At 51.4% G+C, this 22,022-nt stretch carries 19 protein-coding genes and 2 tRNA genes; 17 read left to right on the forward strand and 4 right to left on the reverse strand.

The window, feature by feature from the left end; translation table 11 throughout:
• Window positions 1–71 precede the first annotated feature (71 nt).
• Entirely contained in the window at window positions 72–1,916 is a 1,845-nt protein-coding gene (gene ilvD / locus DI579_RS00935) for a dihydroxy-acid dehydratase (RefSeq protein WP_290595452.1), read from the reverse strand.
• Window positions 1,917–2,212: 296 nt separating this feature from the next.
• Here ilvD and DI579_RS00940 point away from each other — a divergent pair, with 296 nt between their 5' ends.
• The 6 genes from DI579_RS00940 (at window position 2,213) to DI579_RS00965 (ending at window position 9,490) form a co-directional block, all read left to right on the forward strand.
• Window positions 2,213–4,075 (forward strand): acetolactate synthase large subunit, encoded by a 1,863-nt coding sequence (locus DI579_RS00940; RefSeq protein ID WP_303678556.1) that lies wholly within the window; start codon window positions 2,213–2,215, stop codon window positions 4,073–4,075.
• A 2-nt stretch (window positions 4,076–4,077) separates the two neighbouring features.
• Window positions 4,078–4,581, forward strand: a complete 504-nt coding sequence (gene ilvN, locus DI579_RS00945) for an acetolactate synthase small subunit (protein ID WP_290595450.1) — start codon at window positions 4,078–4,080, stop codon at window positions 4,579–4,581.
• 97 nt (window positions 4,582–4,678) lie between these two features.
• A complete protein-coding gene (ilvC, locus tag DI579_RS00950) occupies window positions 4,679–5,692 on the forward strand; it encodes a ketol-acid reductoisomerase (protein WP_290595449.1) in 1,014 nt (337 codons plus the stop codon).
• A 253-nt stretch (window positions 5,693–5,945) separates the two neighbouring features.
• Window positions 5,946–7,553, forward strand: a complete 1,608-nt coding sequence (serA, locus tag DI579_RS00955; protein WP_290595448.1) for a phosphoglycerate dehydrogenase — start codon at window positions 5,946–5,948, stop codon at window positions 7,551–7,553.
• A complete protein-coding gene (locus DI579_RS00960; RefSeq protein WP_303678624.1) occupies window positions 7,549–8,565 on the forward strand; it encodes a 3-isopropylmalate dehydrogenase in 1,017 nt (338 codons plus the stop codon). The genes serA and DI579_RS00960 overlap by 5 nt, the downstream gene beginning before the upstream one ends.
• 127 nt (window positions 8,566–8,692) lie before the next feature.
• Complete coding sequence (locus tag DI579_RS00965; protein ID WP_290595447.1) at window positions 8,693–9,490, forward strand: fumarylacetoacetate hydrolase family protein; 798 nt, start codon at window positions 8,693–8,695, stop codon at window positions 9,488–9,490.
• Here DI579_RS00965 and DI579_RS00970 read toward each other — a convergent pair.
• Window positions 9,487–10,677: an isochorismate synthase MenF gene (locus DI579_RS00970; protein WP_290595446.1), complete on the reverse strand. Its 1,191-nt coding sequence runs from the start codon at window positions 10,675–10,677 to the stop codon at window positions 9,487–9,489. The genes DI579_RS00965 and DI579_RS00970 overlap by 4 nt on opposite strands.
• Before the next feature lie 82 nt (window positions 10,678–10,759).
• Between DI579_RS00970 and gltX the strand changes: the two genes are divergently transcribed.
• From gltX to DI579_RS00995, 5 genes are all read left to right on the forward strand, one after another.
• A complete protein-coding gene (gene gltX / locus DI579_RS00975; protein WP_303678557.1) occupies window positions 10,760–12,271 on the forward strand; it encodes a glutamate--tRNA ligase in 1,512 nt (503 codons plus the stop codon).
• A gap of 65 nt (window positions 12,272–12,336) precedes the next feature.
• Window positions 12,337–12,408 (forward strand) — tRNA-Gln (locus DI579_RS00980).
• A gap of 106 nt (window positions 12,409–12,514) precedes the next feature.
• Window positions 12,515–12,590, forward strand: a tRNA-Glu gene (locus DI579_RS00985).
• A gap of 154 nt (window positions 12,591–12,744) precedes the next feature.
• On the forward strand, window positions 12,745–13,647 hold the full coding sequence (locus tag DI579_RS00990) for a GIY-YIG nuclease family protein (RefSeq protein ID WP_290595444.1): 903 nt from the start codon (window positions 12,745–12,747) through the stop codon (window positions 13,645–13,647).
• Window positions 13,648–13,784: 137 nt separating this feature from the next.
• Window positions 13,785–13,991 (forward strand): cold-shock protein, encoded by a 207-nt coding sequence (locus DI579_RS00995; RefSeq protein WP_290595443.1) that lies wholly within the window; start codon window positions 13,785–13,787, stop codon window positions 13,989–13,991.
• Window positions 13,992–14,069: 78 nt separating this feature from the next.
• On the opposite strand, the gene DI579_RS01000 is transcribed toward DI579_RS00995, so the two are convergent.
• Complete coding sequence (locus DI579_RS01000) at window positions 14,070–14,771, reverse strand: IclR family transcriptional regulator (protein WP_290595442.1); 702 nt, start codon at window positions 14,769–14,771, stop codon at window positions 14,070–14,072.
• 155 nt (window positions 14,772–14,926) lie between these two features.
• Between DI579_RS01000 and leuC the strand changes: the two genes are divergently transcribed.
• From leuC to DI579_RS01015, 3 genes are all read left to right on the forward strand, one after another.
• Window positions 14,927–16,360 (forward strand): 3-isopropylmalate dehydratase large subunit, encoded by a 1,434-nt coding sequence (gene leuC / locus DI579_RS01005; protein ID WP_290595441.1) that lies wholly within the window; start codon window positions 14,927–14,929, stop codon window positions 16,358–16,360.
• Window positions 16,361–16,391: 31 nt separating this feature from the next.
• Window positions 16,392–16,979, forward strand: a complete 588-nt coding sequence (leuD, locus tag DI579_RS01010) for a 3-isopropylmalate dehydratase small subunit (RefSeq protein WP_290595440.1) — start codon at window positions 16,392–16,394, stop codon at window positions 16,977–16,979.
• Between the two features lie 261 nt (window positions 16,980–17,240).
• Window positions 17,241–17,684 (forward strand): HU family DNA-binding protein, encoded by a 444-nt coding sequence (locus DI579_RS01015; RefSeq protein ID WP_290595439.1) that lies wholly within the window; start codon window positions 17,241–17,243, stop codon window positions 17,682–17,684.
• A 39-nt stretch (window positions 17,685–17,723) separates the two neighbouring features.
• Here DI579_RS01015 and DI579_RS01020 read toward each other — a convergent pair whose 3' ends face one another.
• Window positions 17,724–18,779, reverse strand: a complete 1,056-nt coding sequence (locus DI579_RS01020; protein WP_303678558.1) for an NUDIX hydrolase — start codon at window positions 18,777–18,779, stop codon at window positions 17,724–17,726.
• Between the two features lie 144 nt (window positions 18,780–18,923).
• Between DI579_RS01020 and DI579_RS01025 the strand changes: the two genes are divergently transcribed.
• The 3 genes from DI579_RS01025 to DI579_RS01035 all read left to right on the forward strand — a co-directional run bounded on the left by DI579_RS01025 (window position 18,924) and on the right by DI579_RS01035 (window position 22,017).
• Entirely contained in the window at window positions 18,924–20,060 is a 1,137-nt protein-coding gene (locus DI579_RS01025; protein ID WP_290595437.1) for a D-alanine--D-alanine ligase family protein, read from the forward strand.
• 62 nt (window positions 20,061–20,122) lie between these two features.
• Window positions 20,123–21,232: an AIR synthase related protein gene (locus DI579_RS01030; protein ID WP_290595436.1), complete on the forward strand. Its 1,110-nt coding sequence runs from the start codon at window positions 20,123–20,125 to the stop codon at window positions 21,230–21,232.
• Between the two features lie 95 nt (window positions 21,233–21,327).
• Entirely contained in the window at window positions 21,328–22,017 is a 690-nt protein-coding gene (locus tag DI579_RS01035) for a uracil-DNA glycosylase (RefSeq protein WP_303678559.1), read from the forward strand.
• Window positions 22,018–22,022 lie beyond the last annotated feature (5 nt).

The following is a 22,022-nucleotide window of genomic DNA, read 5'->3' on the forward strand; positions in this document are numbered from 1 at the left end:
GTGTGAGGCCCCACCATACAGTGGGGCCTCACACTTTTCATAGAGGGAGGGCAGGACTAGGAAAGAGAAGGCTAGTCGATGTCGCGCACACCGCCGCGGTCTGCCGATGCGGCCATCTTTGCGTAAGCGCGTAGGGCCTTTGATACTTCTCGAGAACGATCTTTATGAGGAGTCCAGGGGTGCTCACGGGTGTTCTCTTCAGTACGACGCTTTTTCAGTTCTTCTGCACTAACACGCAATTCGATCTTACGTTCAGCAACATCGATATAGATGGGGTCACCATCGTGGACAAGTCCAATAGCGCCACCGTGGGCTGCTTCAGGAGAGACGTGTCCGATGGAAAGGCCGGAGGATCCTCCTGAGAAACGACCATCTGTGACCAGGGCACATTTCTTCCCTAAACCAACGCCTTTAATGAAGGCAGTAGGATGCAGCATTTCTTGCATACCGGGGCCACCAGAAGGTCCTTCATAGGTGACGAAAAGAACTTCCCCCGGCTGTAGTGTCTTATTTAAGATGACGTTAACAGCCTCTTCTTGGCTTTCGACGACGCGCGCAGATCCCTCGAAGTGGAATTGATCTTCACTGATGCCGGCAGTTTTAAGAATGGCACCGTCTTCGGCGATATTGCCGCGGAGGACACAGAGCCCACCTTCCTTGGTGTAGGCGTGGGCGCTATCACGAATGCATCCGTTTTCAGCGTCAAGATCAAGACTATCCCAACGATTATCGGTGGAGAAGGGCTGTGTGGTGCGTACTCCACCGGGAGCAGCATGGTAGAGCTCTATAGCTTCATCGGTGGCGGAACCGCCGCGAATGTCCCAATCGGCCAGATAGTGTGCAAAGTCCGCAGAGTGTACAGAGTGAACAGTGGTGTTTAAGAGGCCAGCACGGTTAAGTTCGCCGAGTAGTGCTGGAATACCACCAGCACGGTGGAAGTCCTCCATGTAGAAATCGGAGTTAGGGGCCACTTTGGAAAGGCACGGTACGCGGCGCGAGATAGCGTCAATGTCATCCAGTGTGAAGTTCACATTACCTTCTTGTGCAGCGGCAAGAATATGCAGCACAGTGTTGGTGGATCCGCCCATGGCTATATCGAGGGTCATAGCGTTGCAGAATGCTTCGCGAGTGGCAATAGAGCGGGGGAGAACGGACTCGTCATTATCGTGGTAGTAGCGGTTGGCTAATTCCACAATGAGTTTTCCGGCGCGTTCAAAAAGCGCCTTGCGGGCTTTATGGGTGGCAAGAGTAGAACCATTACCGGGCAGGGATAAGCCAAGGGCTTCTGTCAGGCAGTTCATGGAGTTGGCAGTGAACATGCCTGAGCAGGAACCGCAGGTAGGACAGGCGGTTTGTTCAACTTTAAGAAGTGCATCGTCATCTGTTTTATCGGAAGCGCTTGCGGAGATGGCGGTGATAAGGTCTGAGCCTTTGCGGGCGACACCATCGACGACGACGGCGCCACCGGCTTCCATAGGGCCGCCGGACACAAAAACTGTGGGGATGTTGAGGCGCAGTGCAGCGTTCAGCATGCCGGGGGTAATTTTGTCGCAGTTGGAGATGCAGACGAGGGCGTCGGCGGTGTGTGCATTGCACATGTATTCCACGGAGTCGGCAATGATTTCGCGGCTGGGGAGGGAATAGAGCATGCCGTTGTGGCCCATTGCTATGCCGTCATCGATGGCAATGGTGTTAAACTCTTTCGCTATTCCACCAGCCTCTTCGACGGCTTTTTTGACAATATCGCCGACGTATTTGAGGTGTACGTGTCCGGGGACAAAATCCGTGTATGAGTTGGCGATAGCAATAATTGGTTTACCGAAGTCAGAATCTTTGACACCAGTGGCACGCCAGAGTGCGCGCGCTCCTGCGGCATTACGACCACGTGTTGATTGGGCAGATCGAAGCTGAGGCATTGTGAAGCCTTTCTGTATGGGTCATGTGCCATTAACATTGCGACATCGAAATTTGAGTATTCGATCTCATATAGTGACTATATTAGTTGACATTATGAGATTTGTACCGTAGTATCAAGTCATGCTTCAAGTCCTAGTATCTGTACGTATTCGCGGTCGGCGTTTATGCTAGACCCGGTTAACGCTACCGGATCACGGAGAAGCTAAATGCCCCTCGCACAGTCACACTGGCGAGGGTTTTTTATTACCATCTCACGCGGAGGCGTAGCCTCTGCCCGTCACCTGAAGGAACTGATGTGAGCGCACCACAAGCTCGCCAGCCAGGGCGTGGCACTATTCCCACACCCGCTGAAGCAGCACACGCAACCAGCAGTAACCGCGGCATAGGTCCAGAGAAATGCACAGGCGCAAAGTCTGTCATTCGCTCTCTCGAGGAACTTGGCGCAGACACCGTATTTGGACTTCCAGGTGGCGCAATTCTTCCCGTCTATGATCCGCTCTACGACAGCACTTTTATTAACCACGTACTTGTTCGTCACGAGCAAGGGGCTGGCCACGCAGCCGAAGGCTATGCACGATCCACTGGGCGAGTTGGCGTTTGCATGGTGACGTCTGGTCCCGCTGCTACTAACCTGGTAACGGCACTGGCTGATGCACAAATGGACTCTGTCCCCATGGTGGCCATTACTGGGCAGGTGGGAGAATCGTGCATTGGTACTGATGCTTTCCAAGAAGCAGATATTTCTGGCATCGCCATTCCAGTGACAAAGCATAATTTCCTTGTCAAAGACGCCTCTACTATCCCACAAGTATTGGCAGAGGCTTTTTATATTGCCCAAACTGGTCGGCCCGGCGCAGTGCTCGTCGATATTACGAAATCGGCGATGAACCAGGAGACAACATTCTCATGGCCGCCAGCTATTGATCTGCCAGGTTACCATCCAGTGACGAAGCCACACGGCAAACAAATACGTGAAGCAGCTCGTCTTATTGCGAAAGCCCACAAACCAGTTTTCCTTATTGGCGGAGGCATTATTAACGCCAATGCCTCGCAGGATCTGCTCGATCTGGTAGCCCTCACGGATATTCCTGTGACCTGCACACTTATGGGTATGGATGCATTTCCGCAGAGTCACCCACTGAACTACGGTATGGCGGGAATGCACGGTACCATCCCAGCTGTTGCCGCATTGCAAAAAAGTGACCTCATCATTGCACTCGGTACTCGCTTTGATGATCGCGTAACAGGTAATCTTGAGTACTTTGCCCCGCATGCGCAAGTTATTCATGCAGATATCGATCCGGCAGAGATTGGTAAAAATGTCACTGTCGATATCCCCATTGTGGGCGATGCGCATGAAGTAATAACGGCACTTATTAATACGATGAAATCGGATCCTTCCGAGAATATTGTTGGTGACATTCGTGCCTGGGTGGACTATCTCGATGAATTACGTGAACGTTACACCATTAAGTACGACAAGGCCCTAGACGAAGAAGGACACTTGTCTCCTCAGTATGTCATTGAGACCCTCTCTAACATTGTCGGATCAGACGCCATTTATGTTTCTGGCGTGGGACAACACCAAATGTGGTCGTCACAGCTTATCGACTTTGAAGAACCCCGTACCTGGTTAAACTCCGGTGGTCTTGGCACAATGGGATACGCAATTCCTGCCGCCATGGGGGCTCAAGCTGGTAACCCAGATAAGGAAGTATGGGCAATCGACGGCGATGGTTGTTTCCAGATGACGAATCAGGAACTAGCGACCTGCGCACTAAATAATTTCCCCATTAAAGTTGCCCTCATCAATAATGACAGCCTCGGAATGGTGCGTCAGTGGCAGACGCTCTTCTATGACGAGCGTTATTCCCAGACCACCTTGGAGACGCATACACGTCGTATCCCCGATTTCGTTATGTTGGCGGAAGCTCTTGGGTGCGCTGCTTTTCGCGTAGAAACTGAAGAGGATATCGTTCCAACTATCGAAAAAGCCCGTAAGATTAACGACCGCCCAGTTGTTATCGAGTTTGTTGTTGCCAAGGATGCTCAAGTATGGCCAATGGTGCCTGCTGGTACTAGTAACAGTGAAATCATGATGCTCAAGGGAATATATCCGCTCGTCGATGAGGATCAGGCCAGAAGGGACACCATCTAACCATGACTACGACACATACTTTGAGTATCCTGGTGGAAGATAAGCCTGGCGTGCTAACCCGTGTCGCTGGCTTATTCGCGCGCCGAGGTTTCAATATTCAATCTCTTGCGGTCGGTCCGACAGAGGTTGAGGGAGTATCCCGGATGACTATTGTTACGGCCGTCGACAGACTTCCCCTTGAACAGGTAACGAAGCAGCTCAATAAGCTCATTAACGTGTTGAAGATTGTCGAACAGGATGCTGATGCTTCCGTATCCCGGGAGCTCATCCTTATCAAAGTTCGATGCGATGCGAGTAACCGCATCCAGGTTGTGCAAACAGCAGAACTTTTCCGCGCCAAAGTAATTGACGTGGCTCCAGAGTCTGTGACGCTGGAAGCTACTGGTACCAAAGACAAAATAGACGCATTATTGCGAGTCTTAGATCCTTTTGGAATTCGAGAGATTGTGCAGTCGGGCACGATCACTCTTGGCCGCGGCCCGAAGTCAATGACAGCTACCCGCTGACTAAGGCTTCCTGGCAACGCTACACTGATTAACACAACATATAGGTCAATGGCTTGTATGACTCCACATGAAGACACAGTAAAAGGAGACTCCACCCATGGCAGTCGAAACTTTCTATTCAGACGACGCTGATCTTTCCATCATCCAGAGCCGTAAGGTTGCCATTATCGGTTACGGTTCTCAAGGCCATGCACATGCTCTAAGCTTGCGTGACTCCGGCGTTGACGTTGTCATTGGTCTGCGCGAGGGATCCAAGTCCATTGCCAAGGCAGAAGAGCAGGGTCTCAAAGTTATGACCAATGCAGAGGCTGCACAATGGGCAGACACCATTATGATGCTTGCCCCGGATACTTCTCAGGCACAAATTTTTAATAATGACATTAAGCCCTATCTGCAGGAAGGCGACGCCCTCTTCTTTGCACACGGTTTGAATATTCACTTCAAACTCATTGAGGTTCCGGAGTACGTCACCGTTGCCATGTGTGCTCCTAAGGGGCCCGGCCACCTCGTTCGTCGTCAGTTTGTGGAAGGACACGGCGTGCCCTGCCTCATTGCGGTTGAGCAGGATCCTACCGGCGAAGGCCAGGCTCTTGCCCTCTCCTACGCAAAGGGTATTGGTGGTACCCGCGCAGGTGTCATTAAGACAACCTTCCGCGAAGAAACCGAAACAGATCTCTTCGGTGAGCAGGCAGTGCTCTGCGGTGGTATGGAAACTCTCATTATGATGGGGTTCGAAACTCTCGTTGAGGCCGGATACGCCCCCGAAATGGCATTTTTCGAGTGCATGCACGAGACGAAGCTCATCGTTGACCTCATCTACGAGGGCGGCCTTACCAATATGAACTATTCCATCTCCGACACTGCTGAATTCGGTGGCTACCTGTCTGGCCCCCGTGTTGTGGGAGACGCCTCTCGCGAAGCTATGCGCCAGGTACTGAAAGAAATCCAAGACGGTACTTTCGTAAAGCGGCTTATGACGAACGTCGAGAATGGAAACAAGGAGCTAGAGGAACTGCGTGCGCAGGTACAGAACCACCAGATTGAAGCTGTTGGTGCAGACCTTCGCAACATGATGAGCTGGGTCAAGCGCGAAATTACTGAGACTGCCTAAATAGACAGTCCCACCTAATGCTGAGATACCTTGGTACTGCCCAAAAGTAGTACCAAGGTATCTATTCCTATATCTGTTTTCGCCTACTAGAATAAGCCGTGTATCAGGCTGTTTAGGAAGTAGTGTAGGGAAGTCTGCGTAGCATTCTTTATGTCTCCAGATCGCTTTACTCTACGCGCACACTAGCAGCGTGATACCTAGAGTTTCTGGCGCGGTCGTGTCAGAAATAACCTCACACACAATGGAGAATCTCGTGAGCCAAAATGCTCGTCCCGTCGTACTGATTGCCGACAAACTTGCTCAATCGACCGTAGATGCACTGGGTGATGGTGTAGAAATTCGTTGGGTCGATGGTCCGAACCGTTCTGAATTGCTGGCAGCTCTTCCTGAAGCGGACGCAGTACTCGTACGTTCTGCCACCACTATTGACGCCGAAGCATTAGCCGTTGCCGATAATCTCAAGATTATTGGTCGCGCTGGTGTAGGGCTTGATAACGTCGATATTCCCGCGGCTACTGCCCGCGGTGTCATGGTTGTCAATGCGCCTACCTCAAACATTCATTCTGCGGCAGAACATGCCGTAGCGCTGACAATGGCTGCTGCTCGCCAGATCCCAGCAGCTCACAACACTCTTCGTGAGCACGAATGGAAGCGCTCCAGTTTCAAAGGCGTTGAAATCTTCCACAAGACCGTCGGTGTGATCGGTCTAGGTCATATTGGTCAACTATACGCTCAGCGTATGAAGGCTTTTGATACCACGGTAGTGGCATACGATCCTTATCTTCCCGCTGCCCGCGCCGCCCAACTCGGCGTTGAATTGGTGAGCTTGGACGAGCTGCTCTCCCGCGCCGATATCATCTCCATCCACCTCCCGAAGACCCCGGAAACCGCCGGTCTTATCAATGCTGAGCAACTTGCCAAGTGCAAGGATGGTGTCATTATTGTGAACGCTGCTCGTGGTGGACTCATTGTTGAGGAAGACCTTGCAGCGGCATTGGCATCCGGTAAGGTGCGCAGCGCTGCTGTTGACGTGTACTCCAAGGAACCCCCTACGGATAACCCGCTGCTAGATGCCGACAACATTGTCCTAACTCCGCATCTTGGCGCCTCCACCGCAGAAGCACAGGATCGCGCAGGCGTTGATGTTGCTCATTCCGTACTCTTGGCACTTGCTGGCGAGTTCGTTCCAGACGCTGTTAACGTCTCCGGCGGCCCCGTTAATGATGAAGTTTCACCGTGGCTGGAACTTGTTCGCAAATTGGGTCTTCTGGCCGGCACACTTTCTCCCAAACCGGTTACTGCCGTGCAGGTTGTTGTCTCCGGTGAGCTTTCCGCTGAACCCGTCGATATTCTTGGTCTTGCCGCTTTGCGCGGTCTTTTCTCCGCTGTCAGCACCGAGCCGGTAACTTTTGTGAATGCTCCGCAGATTGCCGAAGAGCGCGGTGTCTCTATTGAGGTCGATACTCACACTGAGGCTCTTACCCACCGGTCTGTTGTGACGGTGCGTGCCGTCACCGCCGATGGTGACGTTACCTCTATCTCCGGTGCTCTTACTGGTCTGGAGAAAGTTGAGAAGATTATCGGTATTAACGGTCGCAACTTCGACATGCGTGCAGAAGGTCACAATGTGGTGCTGTCCTACCAGGATCGTCCCGGTGCACTAGGGCTTTTCGCCACTGCATTGGGCAATGCGGACGTAGATATTATTTCTTGTGCTCTCAGCCCTGATGCAAAGGGAACTGGTGCTACTGCTCTGCTGCGTCTCAACCGTGCCCTTACTGAAGATGAGATGGAGACTGTCAGTTCTGCTGTTGGGCAACTCGTGCTGCCCAGGTGGATCTCGCGTGAGTGCCACGATTGATCTAGCGGTCATCGGTGGCGATGGTATTGGCCCTGAGGTTACTGCCGAAGCGCTAAAAGTACTTCGTGCAGTTATCCCCAGTATTGAGGTCACGCACTACTCGCTAGGCGCGGAACACTACCTGAAAACTGGTGAGATTCTCTCCGATGAGACTGTTGAGAAGATCCGTCAACATGATGCCATCTTGCTCGGCGCCATTGGTGATCCAGAGCGGGTAGCTCCCGGCGTTTTGGAGCGCGGATTACTTCTAAAATTACGGTTTGCCCTTGATCACTTTGTCAATCTTCGCCCAGCGAAGCTCTACGCAGGTGTTGACTCACCCCTAGTTGGTAACCCTTCCATCGACTTCGTTGTTGTGCGTGAGGGCACGGAGGGTCTCTACTGTGGCGATGGTGGAGCGATCCGCGTAGGAACCACAGCTGAGGTTGCTACAGAAACTTCCCTGAATACCCGCTTCGGAGTGGAACGCGTTGTGCGGGACGCTTTTGAACGCGCCATGAAACGTCGTAAACACCTCACTCTTGTTCACAAGATGAATGTGCTAACCCATGCGGGTTCACTGTGGAAACGCACTGTTGATGATGTTGCTGCTGACTATCCGGAAGTAACAACGGATTACTGTCACATTGATGCGTGCACTATCTATATGGTGACGGATCCGGGTCGCTTTGATGTTATCGTCACCGATAATCTTTTCGGCGATATCATCACAGATCTCGCCGGCGCTGTGATAGGTGGTATTGGATTAGCAGCAAGCGGAAACATTGATGCCACCCGTACCAACCCCTCCATGTTTGAACCAGTACACGGTTCTGCCCCCGATATTGCGGGGAAGGGACTGGCAGATCCCACTGCCGCCATTGTTTCTGGCGCAATGATGCTGGAGCATTTGGGGTATGACAGTGAAGCTGCTCGCATTATGGAAGCAATAGAAAACGATGTGGCACACCGCGATGATGAGACTATCTCCACCAGTGCGATAGGTGATCGTATCGCTGCTGCACTCGCATAGCGCATAAGGTTATTCAATTATCTGAATCCTGCTCGGTAGGAACTCGGAGATGAGTTCCTACCGAGCAGTGTCTTACTCAGCAGTGTCCTACTCAACAGGGCTCTGCAGCGCGGGGTATTCTTCTACTATGCGTATTGCTCGTTTTGCTACCCCCGAAGGTGTCTCCTTTGGCGTCGTCGAGGGGAATCCCGATACTCCTTCCACGTGTACTATCCGTCAAGTAGATGAACTTCCCTGGGATGGACAGCCCGTTTTCACTGACAAAAAGTTCTTACTTCCCGACGTACGTCTCTTAGCTCCCATTTTCCCCACAAAGATTGTGGCAGTAGGGAAGAACTATATTGATCACGCCAGAGAATTGGGTGGCCAAACGACAGATGAACCCGTCATCTTTATTAAGCCCCCTACCTCTATTATTGGCCCAGATGCCCCCATTCGGAGGCCTGCGGTCAGCCAACGTGTTGACCATGAGGGTGAACTAGCTGTCATCATCAATCAACCCTGTCACAATGTTGATGCGGCAGACGCACGACGCGTCATCCTGGGGTACACCATTGCTAACGATGTCACTGCTCGCGATATTCAAGCCGCAGAAGGACAATGGACCAGGGCTAAAAGCTATGACACGTTCTGCCCACTAGGCCCGTGGATTGAGACCCAACTCGATCCCTCTGACCAAGACATCCTGGTGGAAGTGATACATGCTGATGGAACGAGCGAAGTTCGCCAGGATGAGAACACAGCAGCAGTTGTTCATACTGTTTCGGAGATTATCGAGTTTGTTAGTAGTGTCATGACACTACTGCCCGGCGACGTTATTCTTACCGGCACACCGGCAGGTATTGGACCCCTGGTAGAAGGGGATACGGTCACGGTCTCTATTGACGGTATCGGCACGCTTTCCAACCCCGTTGTCAATGCTTAAAGACTGTCGACAATTCCTAAAGCACGCAAGATAGTTTGTAGCTTGTCGCGAGTTTCCTGTACTTCGGCAGAGGGACAAGAATCTGCCACAATTCCACCACCAGCCCAGGCCGTGGCGGAATTGTGTGCCGGATCCAGTTCTGCACAACGAATAGCCACTACCCAGTCACCATCACCAGCAGCATCACACCATCCCACCGTGCCCGCATAGAAGCGGCGGTTTTCACCCGCATCAGAGATAAAAGTGAGTGCTTCGCGACGAGGCCAACCTCCCACGGCAGGAGTGGGGTGCAGTAACTCAGCTAGGTCGAGAGCAGTGGGTAGTTCGTGTGTCTGTGTGGCATCCCTATTTTCTGCATGAGCGGCAAGTGTCCCCGTAATGTGGGTACCAAGATGCCACATTTCTTTCGTAGACGTCAGACTAGGTGTAGCGGGAACATCGAGTCTGCTACACAAAGGACGTAGAGCTTCTTCCAGTGCCTGGGTAACATAGCGATGCTCGGCACTATCTTTCGTAGAAGTGCGCAGGTCGCGTGCAGATTGCGCATCGCGTTGACGGTCAGAACAGCGGGGCCGGGAACCGGCTAGCGGGTGAGAGCTTATCTCTGCCCCGCGGCGGCTTATCAGCAGTTCCGGGGAAGAGCCCACTAGCCAGTGCCCCTCATAGTCTGTCCCGGCAGGGGAGAGGTCCGCTAAATACGCCTCCTGGCGTGGGCTACCGTCAAGAAGACGTGCGGCAATAAGCTGGGGATCTAAAGTCTCATCAGCAATAACGTCCACAGCACGAGCAAGCACAATCTTTTCCGCAACACCCCGGCGGATAGCTGCAACGGCCTGCTCAACACGACGGCGATGCTCGGAAGCAGTAGGAGAGAAGTCCACAATACGGGCACGCATTTCTTGTCCACGGAAGAACGCGGGCGGCTCCAATGGAGCATCAGAGCGAATGACGTGCTTGGGAGAAATAAGAGCAGCTGGTGCGTTGGGTGTAAACGGTAACGCCCCCACAATCATGTCGGCACGGCCGGAGGCGAGAGCTTCACGGGCCTCTGCTACGGAGGAGAAAGTTTCTTTAATGCCTTGTGTGCGGACAGATCCGGTGGCGCGTGATAATAAAAAATCTGGTTCGGTACACGGTCTTGTGGGGAGATAGTGCTGCTGCGAGTGCAAGGGTTTTTCAGGCTCCATCTCCACCTCCTACAATAAGAACAAAGGCGCTGTTGGTAGCGCCGTTCTCCAGCCTACTCGTGAAAGCTACTAGCCTTAAACTATGACTACTCAAGAAGTCCGTGTCCGCTTTAGCCCGTCGCCTACCGGTACCCCCCACGTGGGAATGGTCCGCACTGCCCTCTTCAACTGGGCCTACGCTCGTCACACCGGTGGAAAACTCATTTTCCGCATTGAAGATACCGATGCACAGCGTGACTCGGAGGAAAGTTACCAGGCCATCATTGATTCTCTCGAGTGGCTGGGACTCGACTGGGATGAAGGCCCGAAGGTAGGGGGCCCACACGAGCCGTACCGCCAATCCATGCGTGGCGACATCTACCGCAAGGTTATTCAGCAGCTTCTAGACGCTGGCGAAGCCTACGAGGCCTTCTCTACTAATGAAGAGGTAGAGGCCCGTCACCTGGCGAAGGGTGAAGATCCCAAGCTCGGCTACGATAACTACGATCGTGACCTTACCGAAGAACAAAAAGCTGCCTACCGTGCGGAAGGGCGTAAATCCGTTATTCGTCTGCGCATGCCCGATAAGGATCTGGGCTGGAATGACATGGTGCGTGGCTACACGGAATTCAAGTCCCAGTTTGTGCCAGACTACGTTATTGCCCGCTCTGATGGTTCTCCGCTGTATACCCTGGTAAACCCTGTCGATGATGCGTTGATGGGAATTACTCATGTGTTGCGGGGTGAAGATCTGCTGCCTTCTACTCCGCGCCAGATTGCTCTTTATGAAGCCCTGATACGTATTGGTGTAGCGAAGCAGATTCCGCAGTTTGCGCATCTTCCCTTCGTGATGGGAACTGGTAACAAGAAGCTTTCTAAGCGTGATCCAGAATCTAACCTCTTCATCCACCGTGATCGTGGTTTCCTCCCGGAGGGACTCCTCAACTACCTGGCCTTGTTGGGGTGGAGCCTTTCCTCTGACCGCGATATTTTCAGCATTGATGAACTTGTTAAGAACTTCGATGTTGTCGATGTGAACTCCGCTCCGGCGCACTTCGACCAGAAGAAGGCTGATGCTATTAACGCCGAGCATATTCGCATGCTGGAGCCAGCCGATTTTCGCGAGCGACTACTTGCCTATATGCGTGAATTCCCCTCACCGAGAGGAACAACACTACCGGAAGATCTCGATGACGATATCTTCACGATGGCTGCAGACCTTGTACAGACACGCATTGTTGTGTTGAGTGACGCATGGAAGCTACTGGACTTCCTCTACTGTGGAGATAATTTCTCCATTGATGCGAAGTCGGGGCGCAAAAACCTCAAGCCCGAGGCTAAGCCTGTCCTGCAAGCAGCTCTTACTGTTCTGCAGGAAATCCCAGAAACAGGATGGAAGGCTGCCGCTATTGAGAGTGCATTGAAGGGTGAACTCATTGAGAAGATGGAGTTGAAGCCGCGCAAGGCTTTCACCCCGATACGAGTAGCGGTAACAGGTACCCATGTTTCCCCGCCACTCTTTGAATCCATTGAGATGTTGGGTCGTGAGGTGTCCCTAGAGCGTCTTACAGAGGCTCTTTCCTATGAACCCACTCCAGTGGAAAACCAAGGTTAACATCTCGATTTGGTGTTAACGAGGGGTAAAGTGGTAACCTTTTCGAGGTGGTCATGAGACCCCAATGGCCTATGGTGTAATTGGCAACACAGCTGATTCTGGTTCAGCCATTCTAGGTTCGAGTCCTGGTAGGCCAGCTTTTTCGCTTTATAAAAGTGAAGAAAACCCAAATCTGGTAACAGTTTTGGGATCTTAGAAGTAATACGTTAAGCTTCTATAACCATCTTGTTATCAAGTGGTCATGCCCCTATCGTCTAGCGGCCTAGGACGCCGGCCTCTCACGCCGGTAACACGGGTTCAAATCCCGTTGGGGGTACCAAATAATTCTTAATACCTGTGATATCCCCCGGCTATAGCTGGGGGATTTTTGTATACAGGTAAAAGTAACAATGGTAATTATCTTATGAATATCACGGTTTTTATGCTTGGAGTAATAACAAATTACACGGAAGAAAAGAAAGCAAGGATAAGTAATGCTACGGCCAAAAACAGTTATGTTGTATCTTATCGATGGAATTCCTCAGGGGAGAATTAAAGCTTCACTCAGTAATTGGACAGGTGTGTGCTATCTTCTTCCTCGTACTGATCTAATAAAGTCGAAAGATAGATCTGATCTGCAACAATCTGGTGTCTATCTTCTTTTTGGGGCTGATGATGATGGAAACCAGCGAGTTTATATTGGACAGGCACGAAAAAGGAAAAATAATAAAGGTGTGCTCGGTCGCATTATGGAGCATCGGGATGAGGAAAAAACCGATTATTGGACTCAGGCCGTTGCAATCGTCACTTCTAATAACGCACTGGGGCCTACGGAAATCAGCTACTTAGAACATCGGTTTACTGGAATGGCGAAAAGTGCTGGGCGTTACGTGGTTACCAACGGTAACGATCCATCAATGGGAGCTCCTACAGAGGAGAAACAAGCTGAGCTTGATGAGTTTATCGATTACGCACATATTGTTATCGGTGCTTTAGGCTTTAAAGTTTTCGAATCTGTTAACGAAACCACATTCGATGGAATACAACAGAAAAGATCTGATGAGATTAAAGAACAAGAACTGACTTTTACTAGAGCACGACTTGTGGCGAGAGGGAAGCGGGTCAGTGATGGGTTCGTTGTATTAGCGGGCTCACAGATACGTCCTGAAGATCAGTTCACAGCATCAGTTCCGCCGTATGTTTGTCGTTTGAGAGCGCACTATGCTGACCGTGTTAATGAGAATTTTGTTCTAACTAGAGATACACATTTTTCCAGCCCTTCTACTGCTGCAAGTTTCGTTAGTGGGACATCGGTGAATGGTCGTGTGCAGTGGAAAACGGAGGAGGGGAAGTCTCTCAAACAAATTGAGGATGAGGAAGCAGCTGGCATTGAGTGACGCTGTCATTTTAGCTGGGATGTGAGTTTTGACGTCGTCGTTAGGCGCTTCTCGTTATTGTGGAGGACAATAGGGTAATCAACCCGTCTATGAATCCCCAATGATCACATAAAAGTAGGGGAAAGAAAGGAAACGCCATGGCAACGGGTACCGTTAAGTGGTTCAACTCAGAAAAAGGCTACGGCTTTATTACTCCCGATGACAACGGCGCTGATGTTTTCGTCCACTACTCCGAGATTGAGGGAGACGGTTTTCTCACGCTAGAAGAACACCAGCAAGTGGAATATGAACTAGGCGATGGTCGCCGTGGCCCGCAGGCTACAGGAGTGCGGGTTATCGGCTAAGAGAATTCCTGTAAGGAATACAACAGTAGAGGTACATCTTGTAGAAGATGTACCTCTATAGTTTTTCTACCTGTGTGTTTACAGGTGTTTAGTGATAACGCTCGATGCGGTTTTTAGGTCTGCTGCCCACATATTTGCAGGACGTTTAGCAATGCGGTCAATAGGGCCCGATACAGCGATGGCTGCTAGTACGGTGCCGCGTGCGTCGCGAACTGGTACGGAGACGCTTGCTACACCGGGTTCGCGTTCACCAATACTCTGTGCCCATCCACGTCGACGGGTATCGCGGAGTTGTGTTTCCGTAATTTCGCCTTCCGCCAGTATGGATCGTTGGATACTCATTTCTGCCCATGCGACCAGAACTTTAGAGGATGCGCCTACGTAGAGAGGAAGGTGCGCTCCTACCGGGACGCTATCTCGTAAACCCGTGGGTGGTTCAGATGTTGCTATACAGACGCGTTGTCCATTTTCTATGCGGTAAAGCTGTACTGATTCTCCCGTGATGTCGCGTAGGCGGGGGAGAATGAGATGGGCTGCTTCTAATAGTGTGTCTGTTGATTTGGCTGCAAGTTCGGCTAATGCGGGGCCAGGATGCCATAGTCCGGAGGTATCCCGGCTTAAGAGACGATGTAATTCCATTCCTACGGCAAGGCGGTGTGCTGTAGCGCGTGGAATTCCAGAGCGTTCACATAATTCATTGAGTGAGCAGGGTTCTTCTGCGACTGTTGTGAGGATAAGCATCGTCTTATCTAAGACGCCGATTCCGCTTGACTTTCCCATATTTTGACTGTAGCATCCCATTTTATGGGATGCAAATGCTGTGAGCCTGCCTCATTTCTTCACATAATGGTTCTTCCGCTCTCATTATAGGAACGAAAAGCTCTCGTATCTGCACCGCTTATCAGTAGTCTTGCGAAGGGAGCGTTACGACCACTATGCACGGCCCTAAAACTCTCGCCGAAAAAGTGTGGGAACAGCACGTTGTTGTACCTGGAGAAGGGGAAGGCGATGCCCGTCAACCCGATCTTATCTATATTGATCTGCAGCTTCTTCATGAGGTAACAAGCCCACAAGCTTTCGATGGACTGCGTCTTGCGGGACGCCGTTTACGCCGCCCTGATCTTACTGTCGCTACAGAAGATCACAACGTTCCCACCGTTCCTACGGTCGATGGTACTGTTGCTGATCCCACATCACGGGCACAGCTGGACGCTCTGCATAAGAATTGTCAAGAATTCGGGGTTCCCCTCTATCCCATGGGAAACCTTAACCAAGGTGTTGTCCACGTTATTGGTCCGCAGCTTGGTCTCACCCAACCCGGTATGACCATCGTTTGTGGTGACTCTCATACATCTACCCACGGGGCATTCGGTGCTTTAGCCTTCGGTATTGGCACCTCTGAGGTAGAGCACGTCATGGCCACTCAGACATTGCCTCTCAAGCCTTTTAAGACCATGTCCGTCACTGTCACTGGTGAAGTGCAGCCAGGAGTTACCGCCAAGGACATTATTCTCGCCATTATTGCGAAGATTGGTACCGCGGGTGGGCAAGGGCACGTTATTGAATACCGTGGCCCCGTCATAGAGAAACTCTCTATGGAAAGCCGTATGACCATCTGCAATATGAGTATTGAAGCCGGGGCACGGGCAGGCATGATCGCCCCCGACAGCGTCACCTTTAATTACCTCAAAGGACGCCCACATGCTCCCAAAGACGAACAATGGGACAAGGCTGTGGCAGCGTGGAAAGAACTTCGTACGGATGACGGCGCCACTTTTGATAAAGAAGTTGTCCTCAAAGGCGAAGACATCGAACCATATGTCACATGGGGTACCAATCCAGGTCAAGGAGTGGAACTTTCTGGAGTAGTTCCCAGCCCCGACGACTTTGCCGATGAGTCTCTGAAAGCCGCTTGTGAAAAAGCCCTCGCATATATGGATTTGACAGCAGGCACCCCCATGAGGGATATCGCCATCAATACAGTATTCGTTGGCTCCTGCACTAACGGGCGCATTGAAGACTTACGAGCTGCTGCGGATGTTCTCCGTGGTCGTACGGTGGCAGAAGGGGTTCGTATGCTTGTTGTTCCCGGATCCGGATTAGTAAAACAACAAGCGGAAGAAGAAGGCCTCGATGTAGTTTTCCGAGACGCCGGCGCGGAATGGCGTAACCCCGGTTGTTCCATGTGCCTGGGAATGAATTCCGACACAATGAATCCAGGAGATCGTTCCGCCTCTACCTCTAACCGCAATTTCGAAGGGCGACAAGGGAAAGGATCCCGTACCCACCTGGTAAGTCCCGCTGTTGCTGCGGCCTCTGCCGTATGCGGAACACTTGCTTCCCCCGCAGATCTTGCTCCCGTCCGATAATTGTCACTCCACTCGAAAGGGAACAGAAACCATGGAACCGTTCATCTCTCATAGTGGTGTTGGCGTCCCACTGCGTCGCTCTAACGTTGACACCGACCAAATTATCCCCGCAGTTTTTTTGAAACGCGTTACTCGCTCCGGTTTTGCCGATGGACTTTTCGCTGCTTGGCGAAATGATGAGAATTTCGTCTTGAACCAGGAACCCTATCGGCAGGGGAGTGTCCTTATTGCTGGACCAGACTTCGGCACGGGATCATCGCGTGAACACGCAGTATGGGCGTTAATGGACTATGGTTTTCGAGTAGTTCTCTCGCCGCGATTCGCGGATATCTTCCGTGGTAATGCTGCTAAATCGGGTCTTGTCGCGGGAGTGGTTGCGCAGGAAGACATTGAGAAGCTATGGGAGATAACAGAAGCCCATCCCGGTATGACCGTTACAGTCAGTTTAGAAGAGCGAACTGTCACCGCAGGCGACTATGTTGTTCCCTTTGAATTAGACGATTACACCCGGTGGCGTCTTATGGAGGGGCTCGATGACATTGATTTGACACTGCGACACGAAGACGAGATAGCCCAATATGAGATTAATCGACCATCGTACAAGCCAATTACTCGATAATTTATTCTGTAATTGCCCCTTAAACTTACCAATTTCGGCTATATTTTCAGTAGATCCCAGTTTTGGAAAACTAGAATCTACTAATTGTTATTCCGAGAAAAAGAATAACAACATGCTTATCCTTTGCGAAGTAGCGTGATCGCATGCTGCCCTCGCTAAAAGAGCGTATAACTGTTGTTACTGAGGATAGTTCACTATTCGAGTACAGATCTTAGAGTCTGTATCTCCCGAAGAGCTTTCTGAAGAACATCTGGAGGAACAATGAATAAAGCCGACATTGTGGCGGAATTGTCGCGCCGCATGGATATCGACCAGAACACGGCCACCAATGCACTAGAAAATATCCTCGACATTATCGTACGAAGCGTTGAACGCAACGAATCAGTAACCATTATGGGATTTGGTACTTTCGAGCGTCGCGACCGAGCTGCCCGTGTCGCCCGCAATCCTCATACCGGAGAAGCTGTTCCGGTAGCACCAACACAAGTACCCATGTTTCGTCCCGGCCAGTACTTCAGGGCTGTCGTTAAGGGTAAAGCTGAACTGCCCGAATCTGGAATATCTGTAAAACGCGTTGCTACCAATACTTTTGAATCTAATGCTTCCACTCTGAAAAAAGAGACAAAGGCAGCGAAGAAAGCAGCTAAAGCAGAAAAAAGTGGCAAAAAGGGGAAGAAGTCCAAAAAGAAGAAGTCTAAGAAATAGACTCGGCTTCGCCCTCTCTTTGCCACTTGTACAAAAGAATTACCGCACGGCTAGTGGGCTTGGTAGATAATCAGCGGCTTGTGCAACTCCGCAATTATCAACAAAAATGACCCACATTCCGCCTTTTTTACACTTACAGTTATGCGGTCCCCACGCTATTCCCTCGGCGGTCTCCATACTCCGCAGAAGGGACGGGATAACGCCACCCTGTGAACACACCATAGGTATTTGCCCCTGTGTTGCGTGCGTACACATTGTTTTCCAGAAGTTCAGTGTGTCATCTGGGTGATTAAGGGCGAATTCTTCGGAAAGAGCCTCTTCCGTGGGGAGAGATAAATTCAGTAAAAGTGCAGTGGGCTGTAGCGTTTGTACACACCGAATGCGGTCTGCAGCGAAAAGCTCAGTCACCCCGTAGGCGCTGGCAGCCTCCGCTAGTGCTGTGGCTTGCTGGCGTCCTACCGCATCGAGAGGGCGAAGGAAATCTCTGTTTCCTTCCCTGCGTTCTCCTGCACGACTATGCCGTACAAGAACCAGCGGATGCCATGTCACATCTATTTTCCGGAAACGGCGTAAGACTTTGCGATCAGACTCATATTGAACCTGTTGTTCAGCTTCGGGAAGTGTAAGCCACGCAATGCTGTCCACTTCGCTATTGACGTGGAATTCTCCACCAGTAACCTGCGCAGACCAGTAGTACACAATCTTTTGGCGGTCGCCTGATAGGGGATAGTGGACTCGTTTTAAGAATTTGCCCAACCGGACATCAAAACCAGTCTCTTCCGCAATCTCGCGGATAGCTGTCATAACGAGCGATTCACCAGGATCGACTTTTCCTTTGGGGATAGACCAATCGTCGTAGCGTTTGCGATGCTCGAGTAGAACCTCGATGTCGCCTTTTTCATTGCGACGCCACACAACGCCTCCCGCTGCAAGAACATAATTATTGGGGGAATTCCGAGCATCGATACGGTGTATAAACCACTTCCGCATTGATTGTGGATTCTCTGCTAGTAACGATCCCGTCTGAGAGGTGGGGGAAGAAACGGCAGATGCAGATATTTCCACGCTATTGTGGGGAGCAGAAGGAGAACTCATGAAAAACCTTTCCATAATCACCGCTATTTTAGGGCGATGAGGGGTCCTGCTCCTAGTTCGGACTAATTCATGCCTATTCGATGAGTGATAGCTAGGTATGCGGCCAGTAGGTATTTAGTTCGCCAATTAGGTATTTTTTAAAGCATGAAGAACACCACTGTTGCTGTTATCTACGGGGGCAATAGCCCCGAGCACTCAATCTCCTGTATTTCCGCTGCCAGCATTATGAAGGAGATGGGTCAGTACACAATTGTTCCCATTGGCATTACGAGAGACGGCGGGTGGTATCTTGGCGATGGTGACCTCGATAAACTTTCACAGCATGGCCGGAAACTGCCAGAAGTTACACCTACTCCGGGTAAAGAAGTAGCCCTTCTTCTAGACCCCACACGACGCGGCACCATTGTCTATACCAGTGGCGACCATGCAGGAGAAGAAGTAGCCACAATTGATGTTGTTCTTCCCGTTCTCCACGGCCCCAATGGTGAAGACGGCACCATTCAAGGTCTTTTTGAGCTAGCCGGGGTGCCCTACGTGGGGTGTGGGGTAGCAGCTTCTGCAAATTCCATGGATAAGGAATTTACCAAGGTTGTACTTGGCCATGCTGGTCTTCCCGTTGGTACGCAAGTAGTGATGCGCGCTGGTACCACTACGCTTACCGATTCTGAAAAAGACATGCTGGGGTTACCCGTGTTTGTGAAACCAGCTCGCGGCGGTTCTTCTATCGGTATCAGCAAAGTGACAACGTGGGAGGATTTTCCCGCCGCTGTCGACTTTGCCCGTACCTGCGATAGCAAAGTTATTGTGGAGTCCGCCATTAAAGGGCGCGAAGTGGAATGCGGCGTATTGGAATTCGCCTCCGGTGACGTACACGCATCACCCATTGCAGAAATTTGTATTCCAGAATCTACAAGCGAGTCCTCCGCGACAGTTACAAATGAGGAAGTTACAGAGCCTTCGGACGGTGGAAACTTCTACGACTTCGATACGAAATACCTTGACGACGTTATTAACGTCGACTTACCTGCCAAAGTACCGGAGAGTGTCAGCGACGAAGTTCGTGAATTAGCAGTGAAAGCTTTTCGTGCCATTGATGGAAAAGGTCTTGCTCGAGTGGACTTTTTCATTACAGAGCAAGGTCCTGTTATTAACGAAATCAACACATTCCCCGGATTTACCTCCATCTCCATGTACCCGAAAATGTGGGCAGCTCAGGGTGTGAGCTATCCCGATCTCATCGCCACTCTTATCGACACTGAGTTAGCCCGTCACACGGCCTAACCTGCATACTGCAATAAGAACGTGTTGAATGCGTAGGTATACGAGAAAGGGATGGAGTCACTATGGTAAGTGCTGACCCTATTGTCGCTGCCACTACCAACACGGACCTCCCCGACACTGGCTCCACTGTTGCTGATATTGGAGAATTTGCTCTCATTGATAGTGTTACGTGCCAGCCTCAGCATTCTTCCACTATTCTTGGGCCCGGTGACGATGCCGCTATTGTGTCAGCCCGCAACAGCAGAGCAGTTGTCAGCACAGACATCCTCATCGAGGGAGAACACTTTCGTCGCGACTGGTCCGACCCCTATTCCATAGGGCGCCGAGCAATTGCCCAAAACGCTGCAGATATTGAAGCCATGGGTGCCCATCCCACTGGGTATGTAGTTGCACTCGCCGCACCACGCGATACTCCCGCCACGTTTATCACGGAGATTGGTCGTGGCACAGTTGCGGAAGCACACCGCTCTGGTGCTGACATTGTGGGTGGAGATTTTTCTGCCGCGCAGCACATTGTTATTAGTGTGACAGCACTGGGAGAGATTGTCCCTCCTGTCCATATGCCAGTGCTACAAAATACTGCCGGAGTAGAAGAGGATATAGCTTTTGCCGGTATTCTCGGCTGGTCTGCTGCAGGTCTCGATATTCTTTCAGGTACGTTTGGGCAGCGAGGCGGATTCCTACGACATCCGCTTGTTCAGCGTGCATGCGAACTGTATCGCTGTCCTCATCCTCCCTATGGCTATGGGGCACGGGCTGCCGCCGACGGCGCAACAGCCATGACGGATGTTTCAGATGGTCTGCTAGTAGATCTGCAGCGCGTCATACAGCGATCGAACGATACAACCGGTGCCGGCAGTACTATGTTCACAGCCGATTTGTCCTATGAAAAAATAACAGAGATAGCAGGGGAATCTCTTCGAGAACTCGCTACTGTATGCGCAGCATATTCTTCTCACGCTATGGAAGAAGAACAGCTTCTCCGCACATGGGTCCTCTCGGGGGGAGAGGACCATGGCCTTCTCGCATTTTTCCCTCACAACAGTGCATTACCCGGTGGCTTTCATAAGATTGGCACTACTAGCACTGCGATGGCGGCAGATAGCGCACATCTTATTAGCATGGACGGTAACGGTATATCGACTATAGAAGGATGGGAATCTTTCGCTTAGCTCACAAGCTTTCCCTCACGTTCCCTCGCCTCTATTAGGTGTACTATGCCGTTGCCCACGATAACGCCTATTTTGTGAATACTGAGGAGCATACTGTGGCAGCACGTCCACTTGCGGAACTTATTGACCCCGGTTGGGCGGAGGTTCTTGCCCCCGTCGCAGACGATGTTGCCCGAATGGGAGATTTCCTCCGTAGTGAAATAGCTGCCGGCCGCGGATATCTTCCCGCCGGAAAAAATGTTCTACGAGCCTTCACACAACCTTTTGACCAAGTAAAAGTTCTTATCGTGGGACAGGATCCCTATCCCACCCCGGGACACGCAGTGGGGTTAAGTTTCTGCGTGGACCCGGCCGTACACCCGCTACCACGTAGCCTCAGTAATATTTTCCAGGAATACTCCACAGATTTGGGGTACCCCACCCCAGCGAATGGGGATCTCACCCCATGGATCAAAGAAGGAGTTCTTCTCCTCAACAGAGTGCTCACCGTCCGACCCGGCGCGCCCGCATCTCACCGTGGTAAAGGATGGGAAAACGTCACCGAATGCGCCATTAATGCACTCGTCGCTCGAGATGCCCCACTTGTAGCAATCTTGTGGGGCCGTGACGCCCAAACTCTTACCCCACAGCTAGGATCCACCCCAATTATCGCTTCAGCACACCCCTCTCCACTATCCGCCTCTCGCGGTTTCTTCGGTTCTCGACCTTTCAGCAAAGCCAATGAAAAACTCATTGCGCAAGGAGCCACACCCGTCAATTGGCGACTTCCGGTTGCAGGAGAATAATCCTC

This window comes from Lawsonella clevelandensis (genome assembly GCF_003241315.1).
GTDB lineage: Bacteria > Actinomycetota > Actinomycetes > Mycobacteriales > Mycobacteriaceae > Lawsonella > Lawsonella clevelandensis_A.